General features: G+C 60.9%; 15 protein-coding genes and 1 pseudogene. 12 read left to right on the top strand and 4 right to left on the bottom strand.

Annotation, left to right across the window (positions count from 1 at the left end):
* Positions 1–19 precede the first annotated feature (19 nt).
* The 9 genes and pseudogenes from ACKVY0_RS16010 to ACKVY0_RS15970 all read left to right on the top strand — a co-directional run bounded on the left by ACKVY0_RS16010 (position 20) and on the right by ACKVY0_RS15970 (position 9,587).
* Positions 20–271 carry a helix-turn-helix transcriptional regulator gene (locus tag ACKVY0_RS16010; protein ID WP_409215826.1) on the top strand — a complete coding sequence of 84 codons (252 nt, stop codon included), beginning with the start codon at positions 20–22 and terminating at the stop codon, positions 269–271.
* Positions 268–597 (top strand): HipA N-terminal domain-containing protein, encoded by a 330-nt coding sequence (locus ACKVY0_RS16005; RefSeq protein WP_409215825.1) that lies wholly within the window; start codon positions 268–270, stop codon positions 595–597. The genes ACKVY0_RS16010 and ACKVY0_RS16005 overlap by 4 nt, the downstream gene beginning before the upstream one ends.
* On the top strand, positions 594–1,589 hold the full coding sequence (locus ACKVY0_RS16000) for a type II toxin-antitoxin system HipA family toxin (RefSeq protein ID WP_409215824.1): 996 nt from the start codon (positions 594–596) through the stop codon (positions 1,587–1,589). Before ACKVY0_RS16005 ends, ACKVY0_RS16000 begins: the two co-directional genes overlap by 4 nt.
* Before the next feature lie 40 nt (positions 1,590–1,629).
* Positions 1,630–2,256: a hypothetical protein gene (locus ACKVY0_RS15995; protein WP_409215823.1), complete on the top strand. Its 627-nt coding sequence runs from the start codon at positions 1,630–1,632 to the stop codon at positions 2,254–2,256.
* 30 nt (positions 2,257–2,286) lie between these two features.
* Complete coding sequence (locus ACKVY0_RS15990; protein ID WP_409215822.1) at positions 2,287–2,472, top strand: hypothetical protein; 186 nt, start codon at positions 2,287–2,289, stop codon at positions 2,470–2,472.
* A 21-nt stretch (positions 2,473–2,493) separates the two neighbouring features.
* Positions 2,494–5,544, top strand: coding sequence for an efflux RND transporter permease subunit (locus ACKVY0_RS15985; RefSeq protein ID WP_409215821.1), 3,051 nt, complete (start codon positions 2,494–2,496; stop codon positions 5,542–5,544).
* A gap of 66 nt (positions 5,545–5,610) precedes the next feature.
* Positions 5,611–7,530, top strand: a pseudogene (locus ACKVY0_RS15980) (YHYH protein); the annotation flags it as partial.
* 33 nt (positions 7,531–7,563) lie between these two features.
* On the top strand, positions 7,564–8,253 hold the full coding sequence (locus ACKVY0_RS15975) for a hypothetical protein (RefSeq protein ID WP_409215875.1): 690 nt from the start codon (positions 7,564–7,566) through the stop codon (positions 8,251–8,253).
* Positions 8,250–9,587, top strand: coding sequence for a sulfatase-like hydrolase/transferase (locus ACKVY0_RS15970; RefSeq protein ID WP_409215820.1), 1,338 nt, complete (start codon positions 8,250–8,252; stop codon positions 9,585–9,587). Before ACKVY0_RS15975 ends, ACKVY0_RS15970 begins: the two co-directional genes overlap by 4 nt.
* 20 nt (positions 9,588–9,607) lie before the next feature.
* On the opposite strand, the gene ACKVY0_RS15965 is transcribed toward ACKVY0_RS15970, so the two are convergent.
* Genes ACKVY0_RS15965 through ACKVY0_RS15950 form a run of 4 tightly spaced genes read right to left on the bottom strand, consistent with a single transcriptional unit; the run spans position 9,608 to position 12,187 of the window.
* Positions 9,608–11,002: a sensor histidine kinase gene (locus ACKVY0_RS15965; RefSeq protein WP_409215819.1), complete on the bottom strand. Its 1,395-nt coding sequence runs from the start codon at positions 11,000–11,002 to the stop codon at positions 9,608–9,610.
* Positions 10,999–11,649 (bottom strand): response regulator transcription factor, encoded by a 651-nt coding sequence (locus ACKVY0_RS15960; protein WP_409215818.1) that lies wholly within the window; start codon positions 11,647–11,649, stop codon positions 10,999–11,001. The genes ACKVY0_RS15965 and ACKVY0_RS15960 overlap by 4 nt, the downstream gene beginning before the upstream one ends.
* A 46-nt stretch (positions 11,650–11,695) precedes the next feature.
* A complete protein-coding gene (locus tag ACKVY0_RS15955; protein WP_409215817.1) occupies positions 11,696–11,956 on the bottom strand; it encodes a hypothetical protein in 261 nt (86 codons plus the stop codon).
* Positions 11,957–11,974: 18 nt separating this feature from the next.
* Positions 11,975–12,187: a hypothetical protein gene (locus ACKVY0_RS15950; RefSeq protein ID WP_409215816.1), complete on the bottom strand. Its 213-nt coding sequence runs from the start codon at positions 12,185–12,187 to the stop codon at positions 11,975–11,977.
* A 123-nt stretch (positions 12,188–12,310) separates the two neighbouring features.
* Between ACKVY0_RS15950 and ACKVY0_RS15945 the strand changes: the two genes are divergently transcribed.
* The 3 genes from ACKVY0_RS15945 to ACKVY0_RS15935 all read left to right on the top strand — a co-directional run.
* Entirely contained in the window at positions 12,311–20,362 is an 8,052-nt protein-coding gene (locus ACKVY0_RS15945; RefSeq protein ID WP_409215815.1) for a sulfatase-like hydrolase/transferase, read from the top strand.
* Between the two features lie 96 nt (positions 20,363–20,458).
* A complete protein-coding gene (locus tag ACKVY0_RS15940) occupies positions 20,459–21,415 on the top strand; it encodes a YHYH protein (protein WP_409215814.1) in 957 nt (318 codons plus the stop codon).
* Between the two features lie 3 nt (positions 21,416–21,418).
* A partial coding sequence (locus ACKVY0_RS15935) for a trypsin-like peptidase domain-containing protein (RefSeq protein WP_409215813.1) occupies positions 21,419–22,466 on the top strand: 1,048 nt, incomplete at its 3' end.

Raw genomic sequence — 22,466 nt, 5'->3', positions numbered from 1 at the left:
GAGAGATATTTGCACTATAATGAAACTCGGTGACAAAAATCTAGCCCTCACCATCGGCGCACGGCTGCTCGAACGCCGCCGCACGCTGGGCATCCTGCAAAAGGATCTGGCGAGCCTGGCTACTGTTTCCGTGCATACCTTGAGCAACATCGAATCAGGCAAAGGCAACCCATCACTCGATGTGATCGAGCGCCTGCTACTCTGCCTCGGGCTTCAATGCACCATCGAACCCCAGAGGCTGGACGACTCAGCCAATCCACCAGGCGCATGAGCCGCATCGGAAATGTCTATTATGGCGGTGAACTCGCCGGCCAAGTCCAGCGGCGTGACGAGGGTCACTACGCCTTCAACTATCGCCCAGACTACCTCGCCAAACCCCATGCTCGGCCCGTGAGTCTCACGCTGCCGTTGCAGCAGGCCGAGTTCGAGTCGCCCGTGCTGTTCCCCTTTTTCTCGGGCCTGCTCGCCGAAGGCAATCTCAAGGAACTCCAATGCCGCCTGCATCGCATCGACCCCGATGACGACTTCACGCGATTGCTCAAAACCACCCGTCACGACGTCATCGGCGCGGTGACCGTCGAGGAGGTGCCCGCATGAGCTTCCCGCCCGATCTCTGCCTCAGCACGCTGCGCTCCACGCGTGGCCAGCCTTACTCCGCTGCAGCCATCCGCAGCCTGTGGGGTGGCATTCGTGTCGCGCCTATGTTGCCCTTCGAGCAGAAAGTGTTTGCCGAGTTTCGCCGGGAGGCCGCGCCACGCATTTCCATCTCCGGCGTGCAGGACAAAATCTCGCTCCGGCTGGTCGATGGCCGCCTCACACCGACCGACACGGATGGACAGTTCATCCTCAAGCCCGTGCCGCGTGCGCTGGCTGGCACGCTGGATCTCGTCGCGGATGTGCCCGCCAACGAGCACGTCACCATGCAGATCGCCAGCCAGGTCTTCGGCTTGCGCACGGCAGCTTGCGGGCTCGTGTTTTTTCCTGACGGCGAGCCCGCCTACATCGTTCGCCGCTTTGATCGCGATGCCGCCACGGGTCGCAAGCTCGCCCAGGAAGACTTCTGCCAGCTCGCCGGCAAGAGCCGCGCCACTCACGGTGAGAACTACAAATACGACGGCAGCCATGAGGAACTCGGCCGCCTGCTCCGCCGCTATTGCCCCGCCTGGAAAATCGAATCCGAGCGGCTCTTTGCGCTCATCGCCTGCAACTACCTCTGCGGCAACGGCGATGCCCACCTGAAGAACTTTTCCTTGCTGGAGACACCCTTTGGCGACTCCGCCCTCAGTCCCGCCTACGACCTCCTCTGCACCAGCCTCCATTTGCCCACCGAAAGCCGCACCGCGTTGGATTTCTTCGCCGACTTCACCACCCCGAGCTTCGAGGCCAACGGCTTCGCCAAACGCGCTGAATTCGTCGAACTCGCCTCCCGCTTCGGCATTCAGGAGAGCCGCGCCGAAGCCATTCTCAAGCGTCTAGTTACCGAACGTGCGGCAGTTGAAAACCTCATCACCCGCTCCTTCCTCTCCCACGAAGCCAAAGCCCGCTACCAGACTATCGTGTCGGATCGCTTGGTGGCCCTTGAGGGTTGAAGTTCAAAGATCACACCAACCCCTGAGCAGCATGCTTGAAATGCCACCACCCATCCCGATCTCCTTCGCTGTGTTTCGCGGCGAAGAGCCAGCCATCGTCACACTCGACTTTTCCAGCGACGCCGATGTGCAGGCTGTGACACGCTGGCAGGTGCCGCTTGAGTTGGAGAATGATTCAGCCATGCAGGCTCGTGCAGCGGATGCCTGTGACTTCGCCTGCTTCGCCGCCAAGCGCTGGCAGCACTACTTTGAAACAGGCACCTCCGCCGAGAGCCTCGTTTCCCTCCAGCGCATGATCGCCACCGACGCCGAGGGAGAGTTTTGCTTCAACCTCAAAGTCACCGCCGACTGGTTCCCCGACATCCTCGGAGGTGCTTTGGTGCGTAGGACTTGGTGCCATCATCTCATGATTGACCTGCTCTTTGTGCATCCGGCCATCAGCGGGAAACTTCATGCAGTGCGCAACGTCGGCATCAGTATTTTCCGCTCCATCTGCATCATCGCCAGTCATCTGGGCTGTGAGCGCATTTGGGGGGAGGCGACTCGTGATTCAGCCGCGTTCTATGCACATCACCTCAACCGGCAGGTCAAAGATGAGTTTTTTTGCGAGACCACAGACATCCGTAGCATGGCTGAATTTATGGAAACAAAACGCCGAGCCTCTTGAATTTCACGCTGTCCCAGACTATAAACACAGATGCTAAAGCCTCTCCACCTCCTCACTCCCGAAGAGAAAGCCGCTCTCATCGCAAGCCTCAACAAAGACGCCGAAGGTGAAAAGCACTTCACTGGCGTTCTTGGCAATCGGAACAGCATCATGCTCCCCAAACCCGTGGCTCGCCGTGTTCTTGCGGCGGTAAAAGGGGTCGCGGCGGGAGTCTAAAAGTTCAGGTCAAGGCTCCTCATGATCGCCCGCATCATCACCTGGTCGATGCGGAACCGCCTGCTCGTCGTTTGCGCGACGCTGCTGCTCTCCGCCTTCGGTTTCCGCGCGATGCTGACGATGCCCGTCGATGCGATTCCCGATCTCAGTGAGAACCAAGTCATCGTCTATGCCGACTGGCCGGGCCGCAGTCCGCAGGAGATCGAGACGCAGCTCACGCAGCCGCTTTCGCTGAGTCTGCAAGGCCTCGCGGGCATGAAGACCGTGCGCGGCACGTCGATGTTCGGCTTCTCGCTCATCCAGTTGATCTTTGAAGACGGTGTCAAAGCTCGGCCGCAGGTGCTGGAGCGGCTCAATGCCCTGCGCGGCAAACTTCCTGCCGAACCGATGCTCGGGCCGGACGCCAGCGGCCTCGGCTGGGTGTATCAATATTTCATCGCCACGAGTGGCCCGCATGATCTCGGTGAGCTGCGCACGCTGCAGGACACCGTCATTCGCCCGCAACTCGCCAGCGTGGCCGGCGTGGCCGAAATCGCCAGCGTGGGCGGTTTTGTGAAGCAGTATCAAATCGAGGTCGATTCCGCAAAGATGCGCTCGCTTGGCGTGACGCTGCAAATGGTGCTGGAAGCCGTCGAAGGCAGCAACACGAGCGTCGGCGGCAAAACCATCGAGGAGAACGGCATGGAGTTCGTCGTGCGTGGCACCGGTTTGCTGCGTGGAGCCGCTGACATCGAGAAAATCGTGCTTAAAGACAACGTGCTGCTCAAAGACATCGCCCGAGTCGAAGTGGGCGGTGATTTCCGGCGCGGAGTGCTCGATGCAGGCGGCCACGAAGTCGTCGGCGGCATCGTCGTCATGCGCAGCGGCGAAAATGCCCGCGCGGTGATCGATGCGGTGAAAGCAAAGATCGCGCAGCTCCAGCCGAGCTTGCCAGAAGGAGTCGTCATCGCGCCCTTCTATGACCGCAGCACGCTCATCGAGCGCAGCCTCGGCACGCTGAGGAATGCACTCACGGAGCAGATCATTCTCGTCATCCTCGCGCACATCTTGTTCCTCTGGCACTTCCGCAGCATCCTCATCGTCACGCTGCCGCTACCGATCTCGATTCTCGTGAGTTTCATCGCCATGAAGGAGTTTGGCATCACCGCGAACATCATGAGCCTCTGCGGCATCGCCATCGCCATCGGCGTGCTCGTCGATGGAGCCATCGTGATGACGGAAAATGTCATCCGCCGGTGCTCTGAGGCCGAAAAGCCTGATTTCAGCATCATCCTGACCGCAGCGAAGCAAGTTGGCCGTCCGATCTTTTTTGCGATGGCGATCATCCTCTTGGCCTTCGTGCCCGTTTTCGCTCTCACCGGCCAAGAAGGCCGTTTTTTTCATCCGCTGGCCTTTGCGAAGACCTTTGCGATGCTCTCCGCCGCCGTGCTCTCCATCACACTCGTGCCCGCATTGTGCGCTGTGCTCATGCGCGGCCCGTTTCCGGCGGAAGATCGCAATCACCTCATGCGCGTGCTTTTGCGCCTCTATGATCCGGTGCTCGATTTCGCGCTGAAACACACGCGACTCGTCTTGGTGCTCGCCGGAGCCGTTTTGGCCACGTCATTGATGCTCGTGCGGAATGTCGGCAGCCAGTTCATGCCTCCGCTGAATGAAGGCAGCCTGCTGTTCATGCCCACCTTCGTTCCCGGCACCTCGTTGACCGAAGTGAAACGCGTCATGGCCTGGCAGGACCAGGTTTTCGCCAGTTTCCCCGAAGTGCAGATCGCCGTCGGCAAACTCGGCCGCGCCGACACCGCCACCGATCCAGCCCCCATCGAGATGATCGAGACCACGATCACGCTGAAGTCCGAGCACGAATGGCGCGATGGCATGACACGCGACAAACTCATCGCCGAGATGACCGAGCGGCTCAAACAAGTGCCTGGCAGCATCCCCGGCTTCATCCAGCCCATCGAAGGCCGCGTGCTCATGCTCGCCACCGGCATCCGTGCGCAACTCGGCATCAAGCTTTTCGGCGATGACCTCGACGCCTTGCAGAAATGGGCCTTCGAGATCGAGAAAGTCGTGCGCACCGTGCCTGGAGCCACTGGCGTGGCCGCCAGTCGCCTTCAGGGCCGCCCACACATCCAGATCGAGCCAGATCGCGATGCGCTCGCTCAACGCGGCTTGCGGGTCGATGAAGTGCTCGACGTGATCGAAACCGGCCTCGGTGGCAAAGAAGCCGGTGTCATCATTGAAGGTCGCGCCCGCGTTCCCATCCAAGTGCGCCTGCAACGCAGCGAGCGTGAGGACATCGAACGCTTGCGTGATCTCATGGTGAAAAACGTGCCCCTCGGCCAAATCGCCACCATCCAGCGAGTCGAAGGCCCCAACGAGATCACCAGCGAAGACGGCCAACTCCGCGTTGCCGTGCAAACCAACGTCCAAGGCCGCGATCTCGCCTCCTTTGTCGAAGAAGTGCAGTCACGCATCACCACCGACATCACACCGCGTCTGTCACGCGGCATCACCATCGGCTACAGCGGCGACTACGAGCACCAGCAGCACGCCCAGCGCACGCTGCTCTTCATCGTGCCCTGTGTGTTGCTCATCATCTTCCTTTTGCTGCATCACATCTACCGCAGCGCCGCCGAAGCCGCGCACGTGCTGCTGGCGGTGCCTTTCGCCCTCAGCGGTGGCTTTCTGCTGCAATGGGCGCTCGATATTCCCTTCAGCGTCGCGGTGTGGGTCGGCTACATCGCGCTCTTTGGCACGGCGATTCAGACCGCCATCGTCATGGTCGTCTATCTCGAAGAATCCGTGGCCCGAGGCGGTGATTTGATCCAAGCGATCAAAGACGGCGCACGCCTCCGCCTCCGCCCGAAAGTGATGACCGTCGCCACCATCATCGCCAGCCTGCTCCCCGTGCTCTGGAGCACCCAAACCGGCGCGGAAGTGATGAAGCCCATCGCCGTGCCCGTGATCGGCGGCATGGTCAGCAGTCTCGTACACATTCTGATCGTGACGCCGGTTTGCTTCATGTGGGCCAGGAAACTTCGGCGCACGGAAGATGGCGCTCCAATGGTTTGAAAATGACAGGACTGTCATCAAATCTCATGAAGACGAGTCATGTTGGGCCGGTTTGGATGAGGCATCATGAAAACCTCTCTGCTCACCACTGCTATCATTGCGTTCTCCACGGTTCTGGGATGCGCGCACACTTGGAAAGCCACCGATGGTGACAACCAGGAGGCGTTGCGACAGCACATTCTGGACGAATGGATGCAGGAGCATGCGCAGCCCACCGTGGGCGAAATCAAGCCGGTAAATATTGCAGCGGCGGCCTCTACCTTGACCATGGCAGTAGCAGCCGTCGCGAATGCGGCCAATGCGCCTGCCGCCGCGAAGCCGTTTCTGGCTTTCTCAAAGCTTGAACTGAAATGGGACAAGGATTTCCTGTTCGTCGGCTCCAATGGACTGCCGGACCACAACATGATGATCGGCATCACCGCGTGGCAGCAGCAGGTGCCGCTGCCGCAGAACTACACCGGCGACAATGCGTGGCGCATCCCCCTGCATCCGGTGCCGGCGCAGACGCCGGCGATGATCAAAGGCCGCTTCCTACGCGGAGCCATCGCGCTCGCGGTGAATGGCATCCCAATTTTCAATCCGCAGAATAATCGTGGCGAGATCAGCTATGAGATCGGCGAATTGGACCAGTGGGGCGGCCATTGCGGTCGTGCGGATGATTATCACTACCACATCACGCCGCTGCATTTGCAGGCACAAGCGGGCAAGGGCATGCCGGTGGCGTACGCGCTCGATGGTTATTCGATCTACGGCCTCACGGAGCCGGATGGCTCGCTCGTGGGCAAGCTTGATGAGTGCCACGGTCACGAATCGGCCAGCGGCTATCATTATCATGCGTCGATGAAGTATCCGTATGTCATCGGCGGTTTCCATGGCGAGGTCGTGGAGGCCGGCGAGCAGGTCGATCCGCAGCCGCGTGCCCAAGGGGTGCGTGAGGCGCTCCAGGCTCTGCGTGGTGCTGAGATCATCGGTTTTGAAAGCACGGGCGCGAATAGTTACAAGCTGAGCTACAGCGTCGGCAGTGACAAACGCAGCATCGCCTACACAATCAATGCGGACGGCTCCTATCCCTTCGAGTTCGACAATGGCCGCGATGGTAAGACGACGGAAGTTTATACGGCCCGGCAAGGCGGTGGCGGTGGTCCTCCGCGCGATGGTAAGGGAAAGGGCAAAGGGAAAGGCAAGGGCGGCGAGATGCGTCCTGGCGATGGGCCGACGCCGCGCCCGCAGGCGGCGGTGCAGGGCATTCTCGACGTGAATGGCGATGGAGTCGTGACCGCGCAGGAATTCGCCGACAACGCGAAGGCGCAGGCCACCAAGAGCGGCACCTCGCTCGCCGATGCGATGACGAAGGCGAAAGCGCAGTTCAATGCCTTTGATCACAACCGTGACGGCAAGCTCGACACACCCGAACTCGATGAACTCGCTGGCAATGCTCCTGCAGGCAGTCCACCGCAGCCGCGTGGCGAGGAACCTCCCGCACGCGAAGAAATGAAGAATGGTGAGGGCGGTGGTCGCGGCGGCAAGCAGGGGGCATTTGTCGCCCTGCCCGATCAACCCCGCAGCAGTGACGGCAAGTTCATGCTCAACAGTGCCGTCGTCGAAGACCTCAAGAATCTGCCTGTCGAGTTCACCGGTGATGGCGCTGGCATCAGTCCGCCCTTGGAATGGACGGGCGCACCGGCTTCGACCCAGGGCTATGCCTTGATCATGGATCACGTCGCTCCCGGCGGTGATAAGAAGTGGTATTGGACCCTCTATGACATCCCGGCGAGCGCCACGGGCCTGCCGAAGGACTCGCAGAGCATTGGTAAGATCGGCACTGGTTTCAAAGGCCAGATGGGCTACGAGCCACCGCACTCGAAAGGGCCTGGCGCGAAGACTTATGTGCTCACGCTGTATGCGCTCTCCGCTGCGTTGGAGGTGAGCGGCACGCCCGGTCGCGAAGAACTCATCGCTGCGATGAAGGGCAAGGTGCTCGCGAGTTCATCGCTGCGCGTGGTGCATACTTCAGGTGCAGTGGTCGGATCGGATAGATCGGTTGGATCAGACCGATCTCCGCCAGCAGTTCCTGCGGGCGACAACAAGAAGAAAGGAGGCCCGCCCGGACTCATCAAGCCGAGCATCGCCGACACAATGAAGCTCAACGTCTATGCCGACAATTGGTTCATGCTCTATGTGAATGGCCGCCTCGTCGCCGTCGATCCCATTCAATTCACGCCGCACAATGTCGTCAGTGTCGATTTTCTGCCTGAGTATCCCATGACCATCGCCGTACTCGCCAAGGACAATGCCGATCCGAAGACCGGCATGGAATACGGCACGAATATTGGCGACGCCGGCTTCTGCCTAAAGTTTGCCGACGGCACGGTCACCAATGCGTCATGGAAGGCCAAAAACTTCTTCCACGGTCCCGTGAATGGCGACACTGCGAATCCCAAGGTCATTCAGGAGCCGTTGCCCGCGAACTGGTGGGCTGTGGAGTTCGATGACAAAGCCTGGAAGCAGGCCAAGGAATACACCGTCGAAGAAGTCGATCCCAAGCAGCCGTATTTCGACAACGATTTCGACGGCGCGAAGTTCATCTGGACCGATGACATCGCGCTCGACAACACCGTCATCTTCCGCACCAAGGTTGAGAAACCCGAGTGGAAGCAGCGCTGGAACACGAAGCCTGATCTGGACGTGAAAGGAGCGCCACAACAATGAATTCACTCATCCTCATCGCCGCACTATTTGTTTTCGTCACAAGCGCCTTCGCCAAAGCGCCGAACATCCTGTTTATCCTTGCCGACGACCAATCATGGAGCGGCACGTCCGTGCGGATGAAGGCGGACGAGCCAGGCAGCGCGAGCCGGGAGTTTCGCACGCCGAATCTCGAAAAGCTTGCCGCGCAGGGCATGACGTTCTCGCAGGCGTATGCGGCGCATTGCAAATGCGAGTGCTCACGCGCGGCGATTCAGATGGGGCGCACGACCACGACGCTCAACGCGCCGGACAAAATGTCGCGCAACTGGAGTGCGCCGGTCACGGATTCGTTCGCCAACACGCTCAAAAAGGCCGACCGCAGCTACCAGGCGGCGCATTTCGGCAAGTGGCAGTGGTTTCACACGCCGGAGTCGATGGGTTACGACACCAGCGATGGCATCACGATGAATGAAGACGGCGACACGACCGATTCCGAGAATCCGAAGCAGTCGTTTGGCATCACGCGTCGTGCGAATGCCTTCATCAAGACGCAGGTGGAGTCAGGGCACCCGTTCTTTTTGCAGCTTTCCTACTACGCGGTGCATCAGGCACCGCAGGCGCTCGCCGCGACGCTCAAAAAATACGAAAGCATGGGTGCTGCGAAAGGTGGACGCGGTGATCGTGCCGTGATGGCAGCGATGACCGAGGATCTCGACACCTGCGTCGGTGCGGTGCTGAAACAGCTCGACGAACTGCACATCGCCGACAACACGCTCGTCATCTACACCTCCGACAATGGTGGACGCACCGAGATCCTCAACGGCGGCAAAGGCGATCTCGGCGAGGGTGGCATCCGCGAGCCGCTCATCGTGCGTGGTCCCGGCATCAAAGGCGGTGTGAACTGCACCACGCCTGTCACCAGCTACGACATCATGGCCACCGTGCTCGATTTCGCATCACCCGGTTTTGCGCTGCCAAAAGGTGTCGAAGGCGGCAGTTGGAAGCCGCTTTTGCTCAGTGGTGGCAAAGAGGCCGTGAAACGACCGATTGACCGCTTCGTTTGGCACCAGGCCGTCGAAGTCGCGCATCCGCAGTCGGCGATCCGCATGGGCGACTACAAACTGCTCTACTTTTGGGACACGAAGGAAGGCCTGCTCTTTGATTTGAACAACGACCTCGGCGAAACCCGCGACCTTGCGAAACAGCGGCCCGAAATCGCCACAAAGCTCCAAACCGAACTCAAAGCCCACATCCGCTCAGGGCTAGGCGAGCCAGCCTTTGCGGCGCTGGAACGTGGCGAGTTCCCACCAGGCCGACCGAAGGGCAAAGGCAAAGGAATGGGCAAGGGGAAGTAGCGCGATTCACCCCAAGGATTTTAAAGTCGTGGCAGCCGCAAGGTGAACGTGCTGCCCTGGCCTTCGACGCTCGTGACTTCCAAAGTGCTACTGTGTTCATCGGCGATGGCTTTGCAGATGGAAAGGCCGAGGCCTGCGCCGCCGGTGGTGCGGGTGCGGGATTCGTCAGCGCGGTAGAAGCGGTCAAAGATGTGCTTCAGGTGTGCTCCAGCGATGCCGCAGCCAGTGTCGGTGATGGTGAAAACAGAGCGCCCAGTTTCGGTCGTGGTGTTGAGCGTGATGCGGCCATCGTCAGGTGTGTGATCCAGTGCGTTGCTCAGGAGATTGAGGATGATCTGGGAGAGGCGCAGGGCATCGCCTGTGCAGGGTGCAGGGGAGAGATCGAGTTCGAGTGTGATGCCGCGTTCTTCGGCGAGGGGTTGCAGCGGTGCGGCGGTTTCGTGAGCGATGGTGGCGAGGTCGCAGGGCTCGTGTTTGATGGTGACCGCATCGCCGTCGTGGGTGGCGAGCGTGAGCATGGATTCGGTGAGTTGATTGAGCCGGCGGGCGGCGCTGACGCAGGCCTCCAATGTGCGCTGGTAGGTGGCGGGATCACGTTCGCGGGTGAGCACGCGCTGGGCTTGGGAGAGGATGATGGCGACGGGTGTGCGCAGCTCGTGCGCGGCGTCGGCGGTGAAGCGTGCCTGTCGTGCAAAGGAGGATTCGAGCTGGGCAAAGGTGGCGTTGAGGACGGTGGAAAGATGGCCGAGTTCGCTGCTCGCGGAGCGCACGGGGATGCGCTCGCTGAGGTCACCGGTGGCGATGCGTCTTGCCGTGTCGGCGATGGTGGCGATGGGCCGAATGGCGCGTGAGGTGACCCACCAGCCGATGACCAGACCAAAGGCGAGGACCGATGTGGCGATGGCGGCGAGCCAGCGCGAGTAATCACGCATCGAGGCGAGTTCAGGCGCGATGGAGCGACCGGCGAGCATGCATTCTCCAGGCGGTGTGAACGTGAAGGCTTCGCGGAGATCGCCGCGTGTGCGCTCGCCTTGCATCGGTTCGTCACTTTTGGGACGTTCAGGTCGCTCGATGGGCAACGGGGCCTTTGCAGAGCAGGCCCACTCGGCACCGTCGCGTCGCCACACGGCGTAGTAGAATTCTGCGCCATCGGTTCCTTCAAACATGCCCGCACGCGCCGGTGCGAGCTTGAACTCACGCTCCACACCCGGCGGCGGTCGCCCGGCCTGACCGCGCGGTGCGATCATCGAGTCGGTCAAGGCACGCACGCGCAGACGAAGCTCAATATCCACGCGGTGAATTTCATTGGCGGCCTGATACCGATACGCGCCGACCGCGAAGCCGGTGAGCACGGCGGCGAGGAGAAATCCATGCCAGAGCTGAATGCGGAGCCGGAGGGATTCGGGGAACATCATTCAATGGCGTAACCGAGTCCGCGTCGTGTGACGATGAGATCATGCCCGAGCTTGCGGCGCACGTTGGAGACATACACATCGAGCAGGTTGGAGAGGCTGCTTTCGTTTTCGTCGAAGAGCTGCTCGTAGAGGCGTTCGCGCGTGATGACGCGCCCCCGATGCAGGGCGAGATACTCGATCAAAGCGATCTCCCGCGCGGTGAGTGTGACCGGCTCACCACCTTTGGTGACGGTGTGACCGACGGTGTCCACGGAGACATCGCCGATGGTCACGATGGCCGCTGCATGGCCGGTGCTGCGACGTATGAGGGCGCGGATGCGTGCGAGCAGCTCGGGCAACTCGTAGGGCTTTGCTAAATAGTCATCCGCGCCGCCATCAAGGCCGCGCACGCGGTCTTTGGTGCCGTGGCGGGCAGTGAGCATGAGGATGGGCGTCTTTTTGTGCAAACGCAGTCGCTCGAGCACCTGGAAGCCGTCCATCACGGGCATCATCACATCGAGCACGATGGCGTTGTAGTCCCACATCATCGCTTTCGCGAGTCCGTCCTCGCCATCGCTGGCTGCATCGACGGCATAGCCGTCCTCACGTAGCGCCTCGGCGAGGCTGCTGAGCAGATGAGGTTCGTCTTCGACGACAAGGAGGCGCATGGAGTGTTACGATGGTGAAGTAGCGACCTTAATCCAGCGTGAATTGCTACGGCATCGTGCTGCGGTGCCAATCTACACGCCGACACGACGCAGCCATTGCGCGATGTCTCGATCCGCGCTGCTGCGAAACATGGGGAATGTCGATGGGCGCGATGCCTTCGCCAGTGAGGACGAGATTGGCTTGATGCGCGTCCATGGCGATGAGGTCATCTGACGCACGATAGTAGGCGTCCTGCGAATGCGGCAACGGTGCAAAGTCGCGCGCGGCGAAGTAGTCGGCGATCTCATCTAACTCGTTCGACGCCATCCGCTGGTCCACCGCGAATCAGCTCATGTTCTCCGCCAAGGCAGCCGAAGTCACGTGCCCATTCGAGGCGCGTAAACCAGCCACTCTCTTCATTTCCAGGGCTTGCGCGATAAACTCCTCGGAGGTGCGCAAGGGCTGACTCAAGCGGATTTGGCGATCATTCTCCCATAAGGCTTTCAAGGCTGGATTTGTGCGAAGCAGTTCCTCGGTGCTGATGACGGTGGTTTCCATGTTGGAGCGTTAGGTTGGGGGTAGCGTAGTCATGGACTGGGGTATGCACAGGTTTTCTTGTTCACACTTTTCCCCAGCTCATTCATCTTCCATAAAGGTTCGCCCGCTAGTTCACTCATAGTCATGAAGCCGTATCAGATCGCCCTCGCTCTCTTTTTCACCACTGTCACAGCGTTTGCTCAGGGGAACCCGCAGCTTTCGTCGTGGTTCACGGCGAACTCCGGCAAATACGCTCGCATCTATGCCAGTGCGGCGGATGAGACAGCGGGGACGAAGTCGCTGACTTGGTCGCGCGGGACGACGACGCAGGCGCTGCCGACGTATTCAGGCGTGACGGAGATCAATTACTCGCCGAACTGGATTTACATCCGCACGACGGGGCTGGCGAGTTACACGATGGGGCCTTGGCCGACGAATTTCCCGAGCTTCCCGACGAACACGGCCACGATTTACCGCATCCCGCGAGTGCCGACGATTCCGGGGACGAAGACGGGCACGGGGCTCGGCGCAACGGGGCGCATGGTCAATGGCGTGGCCATTTATGATAGCCGGGATGCTTTCTCGTACTCGACGGCGAATGCGGCGGATGCCCGGCCAAACACGGCCTTCACGGGCGATGGCATTTGGAATCGTGACGGCGATCACAATGAGGGGCCGACCTTTGACCCGGCGGGTGCGCATCAGGCGAGCAACACCTACCACAACCACGGGCAGCCCATCGGCCTGCGTTATCAGCTGGGCGATCATGTGGACTACAATGCGACGACGAATCGCTACACCGAGAGCACTGCGCCCGTGACGCAGCACTCGCCCATCGTCGGCTGGGCGCAGGATGGGCTGCCGGTCTATGGACCCTACGGCTACTCGGACCCCGACAGTGCGGCGAGCGGAGTGCGGCGCATGATTTCGGGCTTTGCGCTGCGTGATGGCAGCAATGGCACCACAGCGATCACGGTGCGTGAGGCTTTGCCAGCATGGGCGCAACGGGTGCAAAACAAACCCACGCTGACTTCGGCGCAATACGGCCCTGCGGTGAATGCGACGTATCTCCTCGGCCACTACATCGAGGACTTCGATTATCAGGGTGATCTCGCCGGGCGGGTGCAAACCAAGGGCTCGAACTCCGTCGGCGGCTTCGTGCTGGGGAACTACGATCTCAATGAGTATAACGTCCGGTTCTGCGTCACACCGGAGTTTCCGAGCGGCACCTGGGCCTACTTTACCACGATCAATGCCGACAACACGCCGGCCTTCCCCTACACCACGGGCCGTCAGTTCTATGGCAACGCCACCGGCGGTGCCTCCAATGAGGCGACGATGAATGCCGACACGCCGCTCACACGCCACTTCACTGGCGGTGCAAACACGGCCATCACCGTTAATGCGAGCGTCTCGACTCCGAATGTCACACTCACCTGGAGCGCGGTGGAGGGCGGCACGTATTCAGCGGACGCATCGCTCAATCAGACGGCGTGGACGGCAAAGGCGAGCGGCATTGTCGCATCGAGCACCTCGGCGACGACGACGTATGCGACACTCGCATCGACTGGCACCGAGTATGCGCGTGTGAATCGCACGGCGTTGGCCACCTTTGATTCAGCGGGGCAAAGCGCGGTCACGGTGGCACAGACGGGCATGACGAGTTTCCTGCTCACAGGCACTGCGGTGGCACCGACCGTCACGACACCGACCTCCGCGAGCATCACGGGCGGCTCGGCAGTGCTCGGCGGCAACATCACGGCTGATGGTGGTGCGTTGGTTAGCACCTCAGGTATCGTGGTGGCGCTCACATCGGTGAATAGCGATCCAATCATCGGCGGCACTGGCGTGACGAACATCACCGGCTCGGCCACGCTCGGTGTCTTCACGGTCAATGCCACCGGACTTGCCACGAACAGCGCTTACACCTTCAAAGCGTATGCCACGAACAGCGTCGGCACCACCTACAGCACGACGGGCTCCTTCTCGACGCTCACGGCCAATTTGCCGACCATCACCTCGGCCACGGTGACGAACATTTTGAACTCATCGGCCGTCCTCGGTGGCAACGTTACTGCCGATGGCGGTGCGACGATCACCGCACGCGGCGTTGTGTGGGCGCTGAACGGCACCAACTCCAACCCAACCATCGGAGGCACCGGCGTGACCAACGTCGTGGGCACCGGCACGACCGGTGTGTTCACGGTGAATGCAACTGGCTTCACCACCCCCGCCCCGCAAACCATCGCCTTTAGAGCTTACGCAACCAATGCCTCAGGCACTGTTTATACGACACCGGCGACGGTGTTCCAGACCGTCACGCTCTCCAGCTTGTCGAATCTCGTGCTCAGTGCGGGCACGCTCTCACCGACCTTTGCTTCAAACACTCTCGCCTACACGGTCAGCGTGCCGAACTCGGTGAGCAGCATCACCGTGACGCCATCCATGGTCAGCGGCACAGCGACTGTCACGGTCAATACGGTGGCCGTCACGCCGGGCACCGCCAGCGGGCCGATCACGCTCAATGTAGGCTCCAATACAATCACCGTCGTCGGCACACAGACCACGCCACCGAGCACGAGGACTTACACCGTCACCGTCACACGCGCTGCACCGAGCGCACCGCTCATCACCACGCCCACATCCGCCTCGATCGCTGCAACATCAGCCACACTCGGCGGTAATGTCACCAGTGATGGCGGCCAGGCCATCACCGCACGCGGCGTCGTGCTCGCTCCGACCGCTACGAACAGCAATCCGCAAATCGGTGGCAGTGGCGTCACGAATGTCGTCGGCACCGGCACGACGGGCGTTTTCACCGTCAATGCCACCGGCCTCAGCGCAGGCACGGCTTACAGCTTTGCGGCTTATGCGACGAACAGCCTCGGCATCACCTACACGACACCCGCAGCGACCTTTAGCACCGTGAGCCTCAGTGGTGATCTCTCCAATCTCACCATCAGCGCAGGCACGCTCGCGCCGACCTTCAGCAGCGCGACCACGAGCTACACGGCGAGCGTTGGGAATGCAGTTTCGAGCCTTAATGTCACGCCCACGGCTTTGATTGGCACCTCGACCATCACGGTCAACTCCGTGCCTGTCAGCTCCGGCAGCCCCATCGCGGTTGCCTTGAACATCGGCAGCAATCCCATCGACATCGTCGTCACCGGCCTCGATTCGACGGTGAAGACCTACTCCATGGTCGTCACACGCGCGTCAGGCACTCCCATCGTCACCTCACCGACTGCCACTGGCCTCAGCACGACGACTGCCACTCTCGGTGGCAATGTCACCAACGACGGTGGCACCGCGATCACCGCACGCGGCATCGTGTTGGCACCGACAGCGACCAACAGCAATCCACAGCTCGGCGGCAGCGGCGTCACGAACTTCACCGCGAGCGGAACGACCGGCATTTTCACTGTGAGTGCCACAGGGCTCACATTGGGCGTCAACTACACCTTCGCCGCCTATGCGACAAACAGTGCAGGCACTAGCTATAGCGTCACTGGCACCTTCACCACGCCGCGCAACAACATCCTGCTCATCATCGCCGACGACTTCGGTTTGGATGCCTGCAAGCTCTACAATCCAGCCGGTAATAACGCCGCTACGCCGAACATCGACTCGCTCGCCACCAACGGGGTGCGCTTCAACAACGCTTACGCCTACACCGTCTGCTCGCCCACGCGCTCGTCCATCATCACTGGCCGCTACGGCTTCAGAACCGGCACTGGCGATGTCGTCACGCCGAACTCTGGCAGCCCGTTGCAAGCCTCCGAGTTCACACTGCCGGATGCATTCGCGGCCAATGCAGCGTTCAACTATCAATTGAAGCACCTCGGCAAATATCACCTCATCAACGGATCGAGCACTGCCGCGCAAATGAGCCCCGTGACAGTCGCAGGCTGGCCCTCGTATGCCGGACCACTCAGCGCCGAAGTCGCGGACTACTACAACTGGACCAAGGTCGTCACGGACGGCACCGCAGGCGGCACTTCGAGCACCGCAGGCATCACCACGTATGCCACGACTGACACCGTGAATGACGCGATCGCTTTCATCAACACTCAGACCACCGCAGGCAAGCCCTGGTTCTCCTGGGTGGCACTGAACGCACCGCACTTCCCCTTCCACAAGCCGCCGACGAGTCTGCTCACCACGCAGGCCTACATCGACCTCAGCGGCACTGCGGGTGACATCACCGCCAATCGGCTCAGCTATTACAATGCCGCCGTGCAGGCCATGGACACGGAGATTGGCCGCTTGCTGGCCAGTGTCGATTTGAACGTCACCACCGTCATCTTCATTGGCGATAACGGCACCGACACGCAGGTCGCGCAGTCGCCTTATTCCAGCAGCAAATCCAAAGGCTCCCTCTATGAAGGCGGCGTGCGCGTGCCGCTCATCATCCGCGGGCCAAATGTGATCTCACCCGGTCGCACCACGGACACGCTCGTTCACTCGGTCGATCTCTACAGCACCATCCTCGAACTCGCGGGCATCAACGTCGCCACCACCACCGCAGGCGTCACGCTCGACTCCCAGAGCCTGCTGCCAGTTTTGCAAAATCAAACCGTCACTCGTCCGTTCGCTTACAGCGAGTTGTTCGACACCGCCACGCCCACCAGCGGCGGTGAGGAACTGCGGGACAGCCGCTACAAGGTCATTCGCTTCAACACCGGCACCGCCGAGTTCTACGACCTGCAAGTGGACCCCTATGAAGCCGTGAATCTCATCGCAGGCGGAGTGGGTTCGATGACGCCGACGCAACAAACCGCCTACTATCAACTGCTCGCCGACCTCGGCACCTATTCAACCACCGCGCCCACGACGATCAACAGCGTCACGCTCAATCCCACGACACCGACGAACAACGACAGCGTCGATGTCACCGCCAACGTCACGCCCGCCACTGGAGCAACACTCTCCAGCGTCGTGCTTAACTACAGCACAGGTGCCGCCACCACGACCACCGTCTTCACCGAGACCATGGGCACCGCCGCAGCAGCCTTCACCACAGCGACGAACACTGGCACCAACAACGCTTGGACAGTTGCCTCAGCTGTTGGTCCGCCCAATCCCTTTAGTTTCACCACGACCGCCAACCACGGCACCGGCAACGCCTACGGCTTGGAAATGAATCGCGGCACGCCCAACCTCGCCGACAACCACATTACCACGACCAACAACATCGACGCCTCGACGGGCGCGTCGGCGTATGTCGAGTTCTGGGTCGCCACCGCCAATCTCGGGGCCACCAACGGCTGGGCTTTTCAGACCTCCACCAATGGAACGACTTGGACAACCAGGACCACCACACCTGCCTACGTGGCCGGAACCAATCTCAGCTACACGCTCTACCACTACGACCTCACCGCAGGTGAGCGCGTGAGCACACTCAAGTTGCGCTTCCAGTTTGCAGGCAATGGGGCGACCAACCCCGCATCCAAGATCAGCCTCGACGACATCAAAGTCGTAACCACCAGCACTGCCGCGCCTGCTCCGATCACGATGACATCAGTCGGCGGCGGCAACTACACGGGGACCATCCCAGCGCAGGCCGCCGCCACCACCGTCAGCTATAACGTCATCGCCACCGACTCGACCAGCGGCATCGACTACAACGCCAGCAGCTACACCGTCATCGCCGGATCACCCGTGCTCGCTGTCACACCAGCGACTGCATTGAACTCCAGCGGCACCGCAGGCAGCGGTAGCTACTCGCCCGCGAGCCAAATCTACACACTGAGCAACACCGGCACCGGCTCGTTGAGCTGGACCGCAGCGAAGACACAAACTTGGCTCAATCTCTCCGCCACCAGCGGCACACTTGCCGCTGGTGCCTCGACAACCGTCACCGCGAGCATCAACACCGCGAACGCCAACGCCTTAGCCGTCGGCACCTTCAACGACACCATCAGCTTCACCAACACGAGCAACAACAGCGGCAACACCACCCGCAGCGCGAGCCTCATCATTGGCAGCATTACAGTGCCCGGCACACCTGCGATCACCGCCTTGCCAGCCTACAGCCAAGGCACCGCACGCACCGTGCGTTGGCCAGCGATTGCAGGTGCCACGAGCTACACGTTGGAAATCTCCACCACCAGTAACTTCGCCACCGTGCTCAGCTCGCAGACGTTGACGACACCCACCGGCAGCTTCTCGAACCTCGCCCACGGCATCACCTATTACTACCGAGTGCTCGCCACGAACGGAGTCGGCTCATCGAGCTATAGCAGTGTCGTCAGCAGCACGCAGGACAACGTTTCGCCCATCGTCGCCATCACCTCACCATCGAGCACACAAAGCACCGCCACGAACACCATCACGCTCAGCGGCACCAGCAGCGATGCCTTGTCCGGCATCAGCAAAGTCACCGTGAACGGCGCAACCGCCACCACTGGCAACAACTTTGCCACCTGGACCATCACCGTGCCACTCGGCTTCGGCACCAACAGCCTCACCGCGCTCGCCATCGACAACGCAGGCAACACCACTAGCTCCACGCCGCTGCTCGTCACCTTGACCACCGCGCAGACCTTCAATCCGCTCATCATCCCCGACATCATCACCGGCACCACCTTCAATCTCGCGCTCAAGCCCAACAGCAAGCAGTTCCTCGCTGGTGCAGCGACCAATACGAACGCCTACAACGACATGCCCTTTGGAGCGCCCACGCTCATCATGAACAAAGGCGATTGGGTGCAAATGCACGTCACCAACAACCTGCCCGTCGATACCACCACCACGCATTGGCACGGCTTCCACATCCCCGCCATCATGGACGGCGGCCCGCATCAAGTCATCCCCGCAGGCACCACTTGGAGTCCCTCCTGGCTCGTCGATAACAACGCCGGTACCTATTGGTTCCACCCGCATCTGCATGAGAAAACGCAGGAGCAAATCAGTCGCGGTGGAGTCGGCATGATCATCATCCGCGACCCCATCGAATCCGCGCTCACCCTGCCACGCACCTACGGCGTCGATGACATCCCGCTCGCCCTCGGCAGCCGACGTTTCACCACCAATCAAATCGTCACCGCCGCCTCCGCCTATGGCGATGTCATGCTCGTCAACGGCGTCATCAGCCCCCAAGTCAGCCTACCGAAGCAATACGTCCGCCTCCGCATCCTCAACGCCGAGATCGAGCGCTCCTTGAACCTCGGCTTCAGCGACAATCGCACCTTCTGGGTCATCGCCACCGACGGCGGCCTCGTCGATGCCCCCGTCGCAACGACCCGCGTGGTCATGCATGTCGGCGAGCGTTATGAAATCCTCGTCGATCTCACCAACGACACCCTCGGCGGCACCCTCGACCTGCGTTGCTTCAACAACAGCGCCTCCCTCGGCACACCGCTCTCCAACAGCTACGCCGGCGGCGAACCGCAAACCACCGGCCAGTTCGGCAGCCTCTTGAACAACCTCGACTTCAACGTCCTGCGCATCAACATCGCCGCGCAAACCGCCAGCCCCGTGCTCACGCGCCCGACCACGCTCACCACCAACGCTCTGTGGACCAACGGCGATGTCACCAACCCCACCACACGCACCCTCGCCATCACTGGCGGTGCCCCAGGCATCTTCTTCTTCGACGGCGACGACCTCTTCAGTCCCACCGTCTTCAATCACACCATCAACCTCAACGCCGTCGAGCGCTGGACCATCACCAACACCTCCGGTTTCAGCCACTCGTTCCACATTCACGACATCCAGTTCAATCTCATCTCCCGCGTCAGCGCCAACGGCAGCAACCCCGCCAGCGTCACCGGCATCGCGTCGTATGAAGTCGGCTGGAAGGACACGCTTTATGTGCAGCGCAATAGCAGCGTCACCTTCCTCGCCAAGTTCGATCACTTCGCCAGCAACACCAATCCCTTCATGTATCACTGCCACTTCGCCAACCACGAAGACGAAGGCCTCATGGGCCAGTTCGTCGTCGTCAACAACCAGGTCGAAGACCTCGCCGTCGCCAGCTTCACCCGCTACGGCAACAACAACCTCATCAGCCTCGACTTCAAAGCCACCCCCGGCACCACCTACACCCTGCAATGGTCCCCCGACCTCAGCACCTGGACCGACGTCGGTTCCGTAACGAGTGACGGCAACACCGCCAACTTCACCGAAACCGATCAAACACGCTTGAGCGGATCGAAGGGCTTCTACCGCGTAACCATCCCCACCGTCCCGTAAAGCAAGCCTCCGTTGAGCGGCCTTCCAAATCGCTCCACCAGTTTACGAGCCAGAGGCATCGTTCTAGTTTGCACACAAAGCCACTCCCCAACTCCCATGAGCCCACGCCAATTCGCTCTCTGTCTCGCTGGTCTCGTCAGCTCGGCATGCATCGCCGCTTTCGCGCAAAACGCGACCAAGCCCGCGTCAGCTCAGCATCAGGTCAACATCACCACCGAGGGCGATTTTCGTTTCATCAAGTCCAACGGCTGGCCGGATCACGAACCGGGGCAGTTTCCGCGCAAGGGCAATCCCAACAGCGCCAGCCCGCAGAGTTACACCTTCCGCGTGCCGCAGAAGCCCGTCGCGGCTGCGGAGCCGTCTCGCATTTTCGGCTGGTGGGGTGTGGCACTCAATGGCGTGCCTTTTGAGCCAGGCACCGCCGAAACATGGCAAAATAATCCGCAGTCCGGCTGGCGCTACGAGGCCGCCACCGGCTTCATGAATCTCGGACTCGACGAACACAACGCGCATGTGCAGCCCACAGGGGCTTATCATTATCACGCGATGCCGCTCGGACTCATCGAGCGGCTCGGCGGCGATGATAAAAAGATGCTGCACATCGGCTATGCCGCCGATGGCTTCCCGATCTACACCAGCAAAGCCTATGACAAAGCCACCGATGCCAAAGGTGAACTCCGTGTGATGAAGTCCAGCTACAAACTCAAATCTGGCGCACGCCCCGCACAAGAAGGCGGCCCCGGCGGCAACTACGACGGCCGCTTCACGCAGGATTTCGAGTTCGTCAAAGGCAGCGGCGATCTCGACGAAAACAACGGCCGCACCGGCATCACACCCGAATATCCCGCAGGCACCTATTACTACTGCATCACCACGGCGTTCCCCTTTGTGCCGCGCAGTTGGAAAGGCACGCCGGATCAGAGTTTTGCCAAGCGCGGCCCACCTCCCGGCGGCGGTCCTGGTGGCCCAGGTCGTCGCGGCGGTCCCGGAGCATCCAAAGGCAAAGGCCCGCCACCTTACCGTGGGAATCCTTTCCTCCCTGACTTTCCGTGAGCCATGAAATCCACACTCGCTCTTGTCTCATTCCTCGCCGCGATCGGCCTTGTTGCAGCTCGTGACTGGCACAGCATGGATGGTCGCACTCTGCCCGGTGAATTTGTCAAAGTCACGGGCGAAACCTTGACCGTCAAATCCGCCAATGGACAGCCGGTGACGGTGTCGCTGAAGATTCTCAGCGCCGAAGATCAAAGTTATGCGCAAGCCGCGCAGGCATTGAACGAAGGCGCGGTGAAACTGGGTCCGCAGGCCTTCGAGGTGGCGCTGAACTACGGCGGCGGATCACTCTGCCGCTTCCCACTCACACGCATGAAGGCCACGGATCCGCTCATGTTTGCAGGCGAGCAGTTCTTCCTCGTCGGCGAAGCCGCAGCCGCTGCTAAAAAGGGCTCCCAACTCAAAGACCAGTTCCTCTTCTTCGCAGGCAATCGCACGCTGCATCCGCTCCAGGGCGACGCCTTTCCTGTGCGCAGCTTTGCGCTCACCGCCGATCAGGCTCTGGCCGCCTCCAGCAGTCCGCCAGACATTTATGAGCCGATGATCGAGCAAATCGAAGTGCGCGGCCTGGGTTATCCCATCAGCGACAGCGGACTCATTCTCGTGGACGGCAAACTGCTCGTCAGCATCAACTCCCTCGTCGTGGACCTCGGCAAGGACCTCGAAAATGCCACCGTCGTCGCCAACAACAGCGATCTCGGCATCGCCATCATCGCGGCGAAGTCCGCTACCACCGCCATGCGCCTCGCACCGCGCAAACCGCTCGAACTCGGCCAACCCGTGACGCTCCTGAGCCTCAAACACGGCGAGTATGCCAAGTCACTCGAAGACGCCATCGTCACCCAAGGCACCATCACCAACCTCAGCGCTGCGAACGGTCCGCTCTACTTCGAACACAACGCACCGCGTGACCCCGATGCCGTCGGCGGACTCGTGCTCAGTGACAAAGGCGATGTCATCGGCCTCATGACGCAGAAGACCATCATCAAGCGCGGCACTAGCAAAGACGGCGTCATCACCCGCGAGCCATTGCCTGAAAACCTGCTAGCCA

Origin of the sequence: Prosthecobacter sp., assembly GCF_046154365.1 — a bacterium.
Lineage (GTDB): Bacteria > Verrucomicrobiota > Verrucomicrobiia > Verrucomicrobiales > Verrucomicrobiaceae > Prosthecobacter.
The sequence above is the reverse complement of the archived record's forward strand: the minus strand, read 5'-3'. Positions and strand labels throughout refer to the sequence as shown.

Excerpts from the sequence above, each read along its gene's own strand:
- ACKVY0_RS15960 (WP_409215818.1), bottom strand. The coding sequence starts at position 11,649 with ATGCGCCTCCTTGTCGTCGAAGACGAACCTCATCTGCTCAGCAGCCTC.
- ACKVY0_RS15970 (WP_409215820.1), top strand. The coding sequence starts at position 8,250 with ATGAATTCACTCATCCTCATCGCCGCACTATTTGTTTTCGTCACAAGC.
- ACKVY0_RS15945 (WP_409215815.1), top strand. The coding sequence starts at position 12,311 with ATGAAGCCGTATCAGATCGCCCTCGCTCTCTTTTTCACCACTGTCACA.
- ACKVY0_RS15995 (WP_409215823.1), top strand. The coding sequence starts at position 1,630 with ATGCCACCACCCATCCCGATCTCCTTCGCTGTGTTTCGCGGCGAAGAG.
- ACKVY0_RS15990 (WP_409215822.1), top strand. The coding sequence starts at position 2,287 with ATGCTAAAGCCTCTCCACCTCCTCACTCCCGAAGAGAAAGCCGCTCTC.
- ACKVY0_RS15940 (WP_409215814.1), top strand. The coding sequence starts at position 20,459 with ATGAGCCCACGCCAATTCGCTCTCTGTCTCGCTGGTCTCGTCAGCTCG.
- ACKVY0_RS16000 (WP_409215824.1), top strand. The coding sequence starts at position 594 with ATGAGCTTCCCGCCCGATCTCTGCCTCAGCACGCTGCGCTCCACGCGT.
- ACKVY0_RS15950 (WP_409215816.1), bottom strand. The coding sequence starts at position 12,187 with ATGGAAACCACCGTCATCAGCACCGAGGAACTGCTTCGCACAAATCCA.
- ACKVY0_RS16005 (WP_409215825.1), top strand. The coding sequence starts at position 268 with ATGAGCCGCATCGGAAATGTCTATTATGGCGGTGAACTCGCCGGCCAA.
- ACKVY0_RS15965 (WP_409215819.1), bottom strand. The coding sequence starts at position 11,002 with ATGATGTTCCCCGAATCCCTCCGGCTCCGCATTCAGCTCTGGCATGGA.
- ACKVY0_RS15955 (WP_409215817.1), bottom strand. The coding sequence starts at position 11,956 with ATGGCGTCGAACGAGTTAGATGAGATCGCCGACTACTTCGCCGCGCGC.
- ACKVY0_RS15985 (WP_409215821.1), top strand. The coding sequence starts at position 2,494 with ATGATCGCCCGCATCATCACCTGGTCGATGCGGAACCGCCTGCTCGTC.
- ACKVY0_RS16010 (WP_409215826.1), top strand. The coding sequence starts at position 20 with ATGAAACTCGGTGACAAAAATCTAGCCCTCACCATCGGCGCACGGCTG.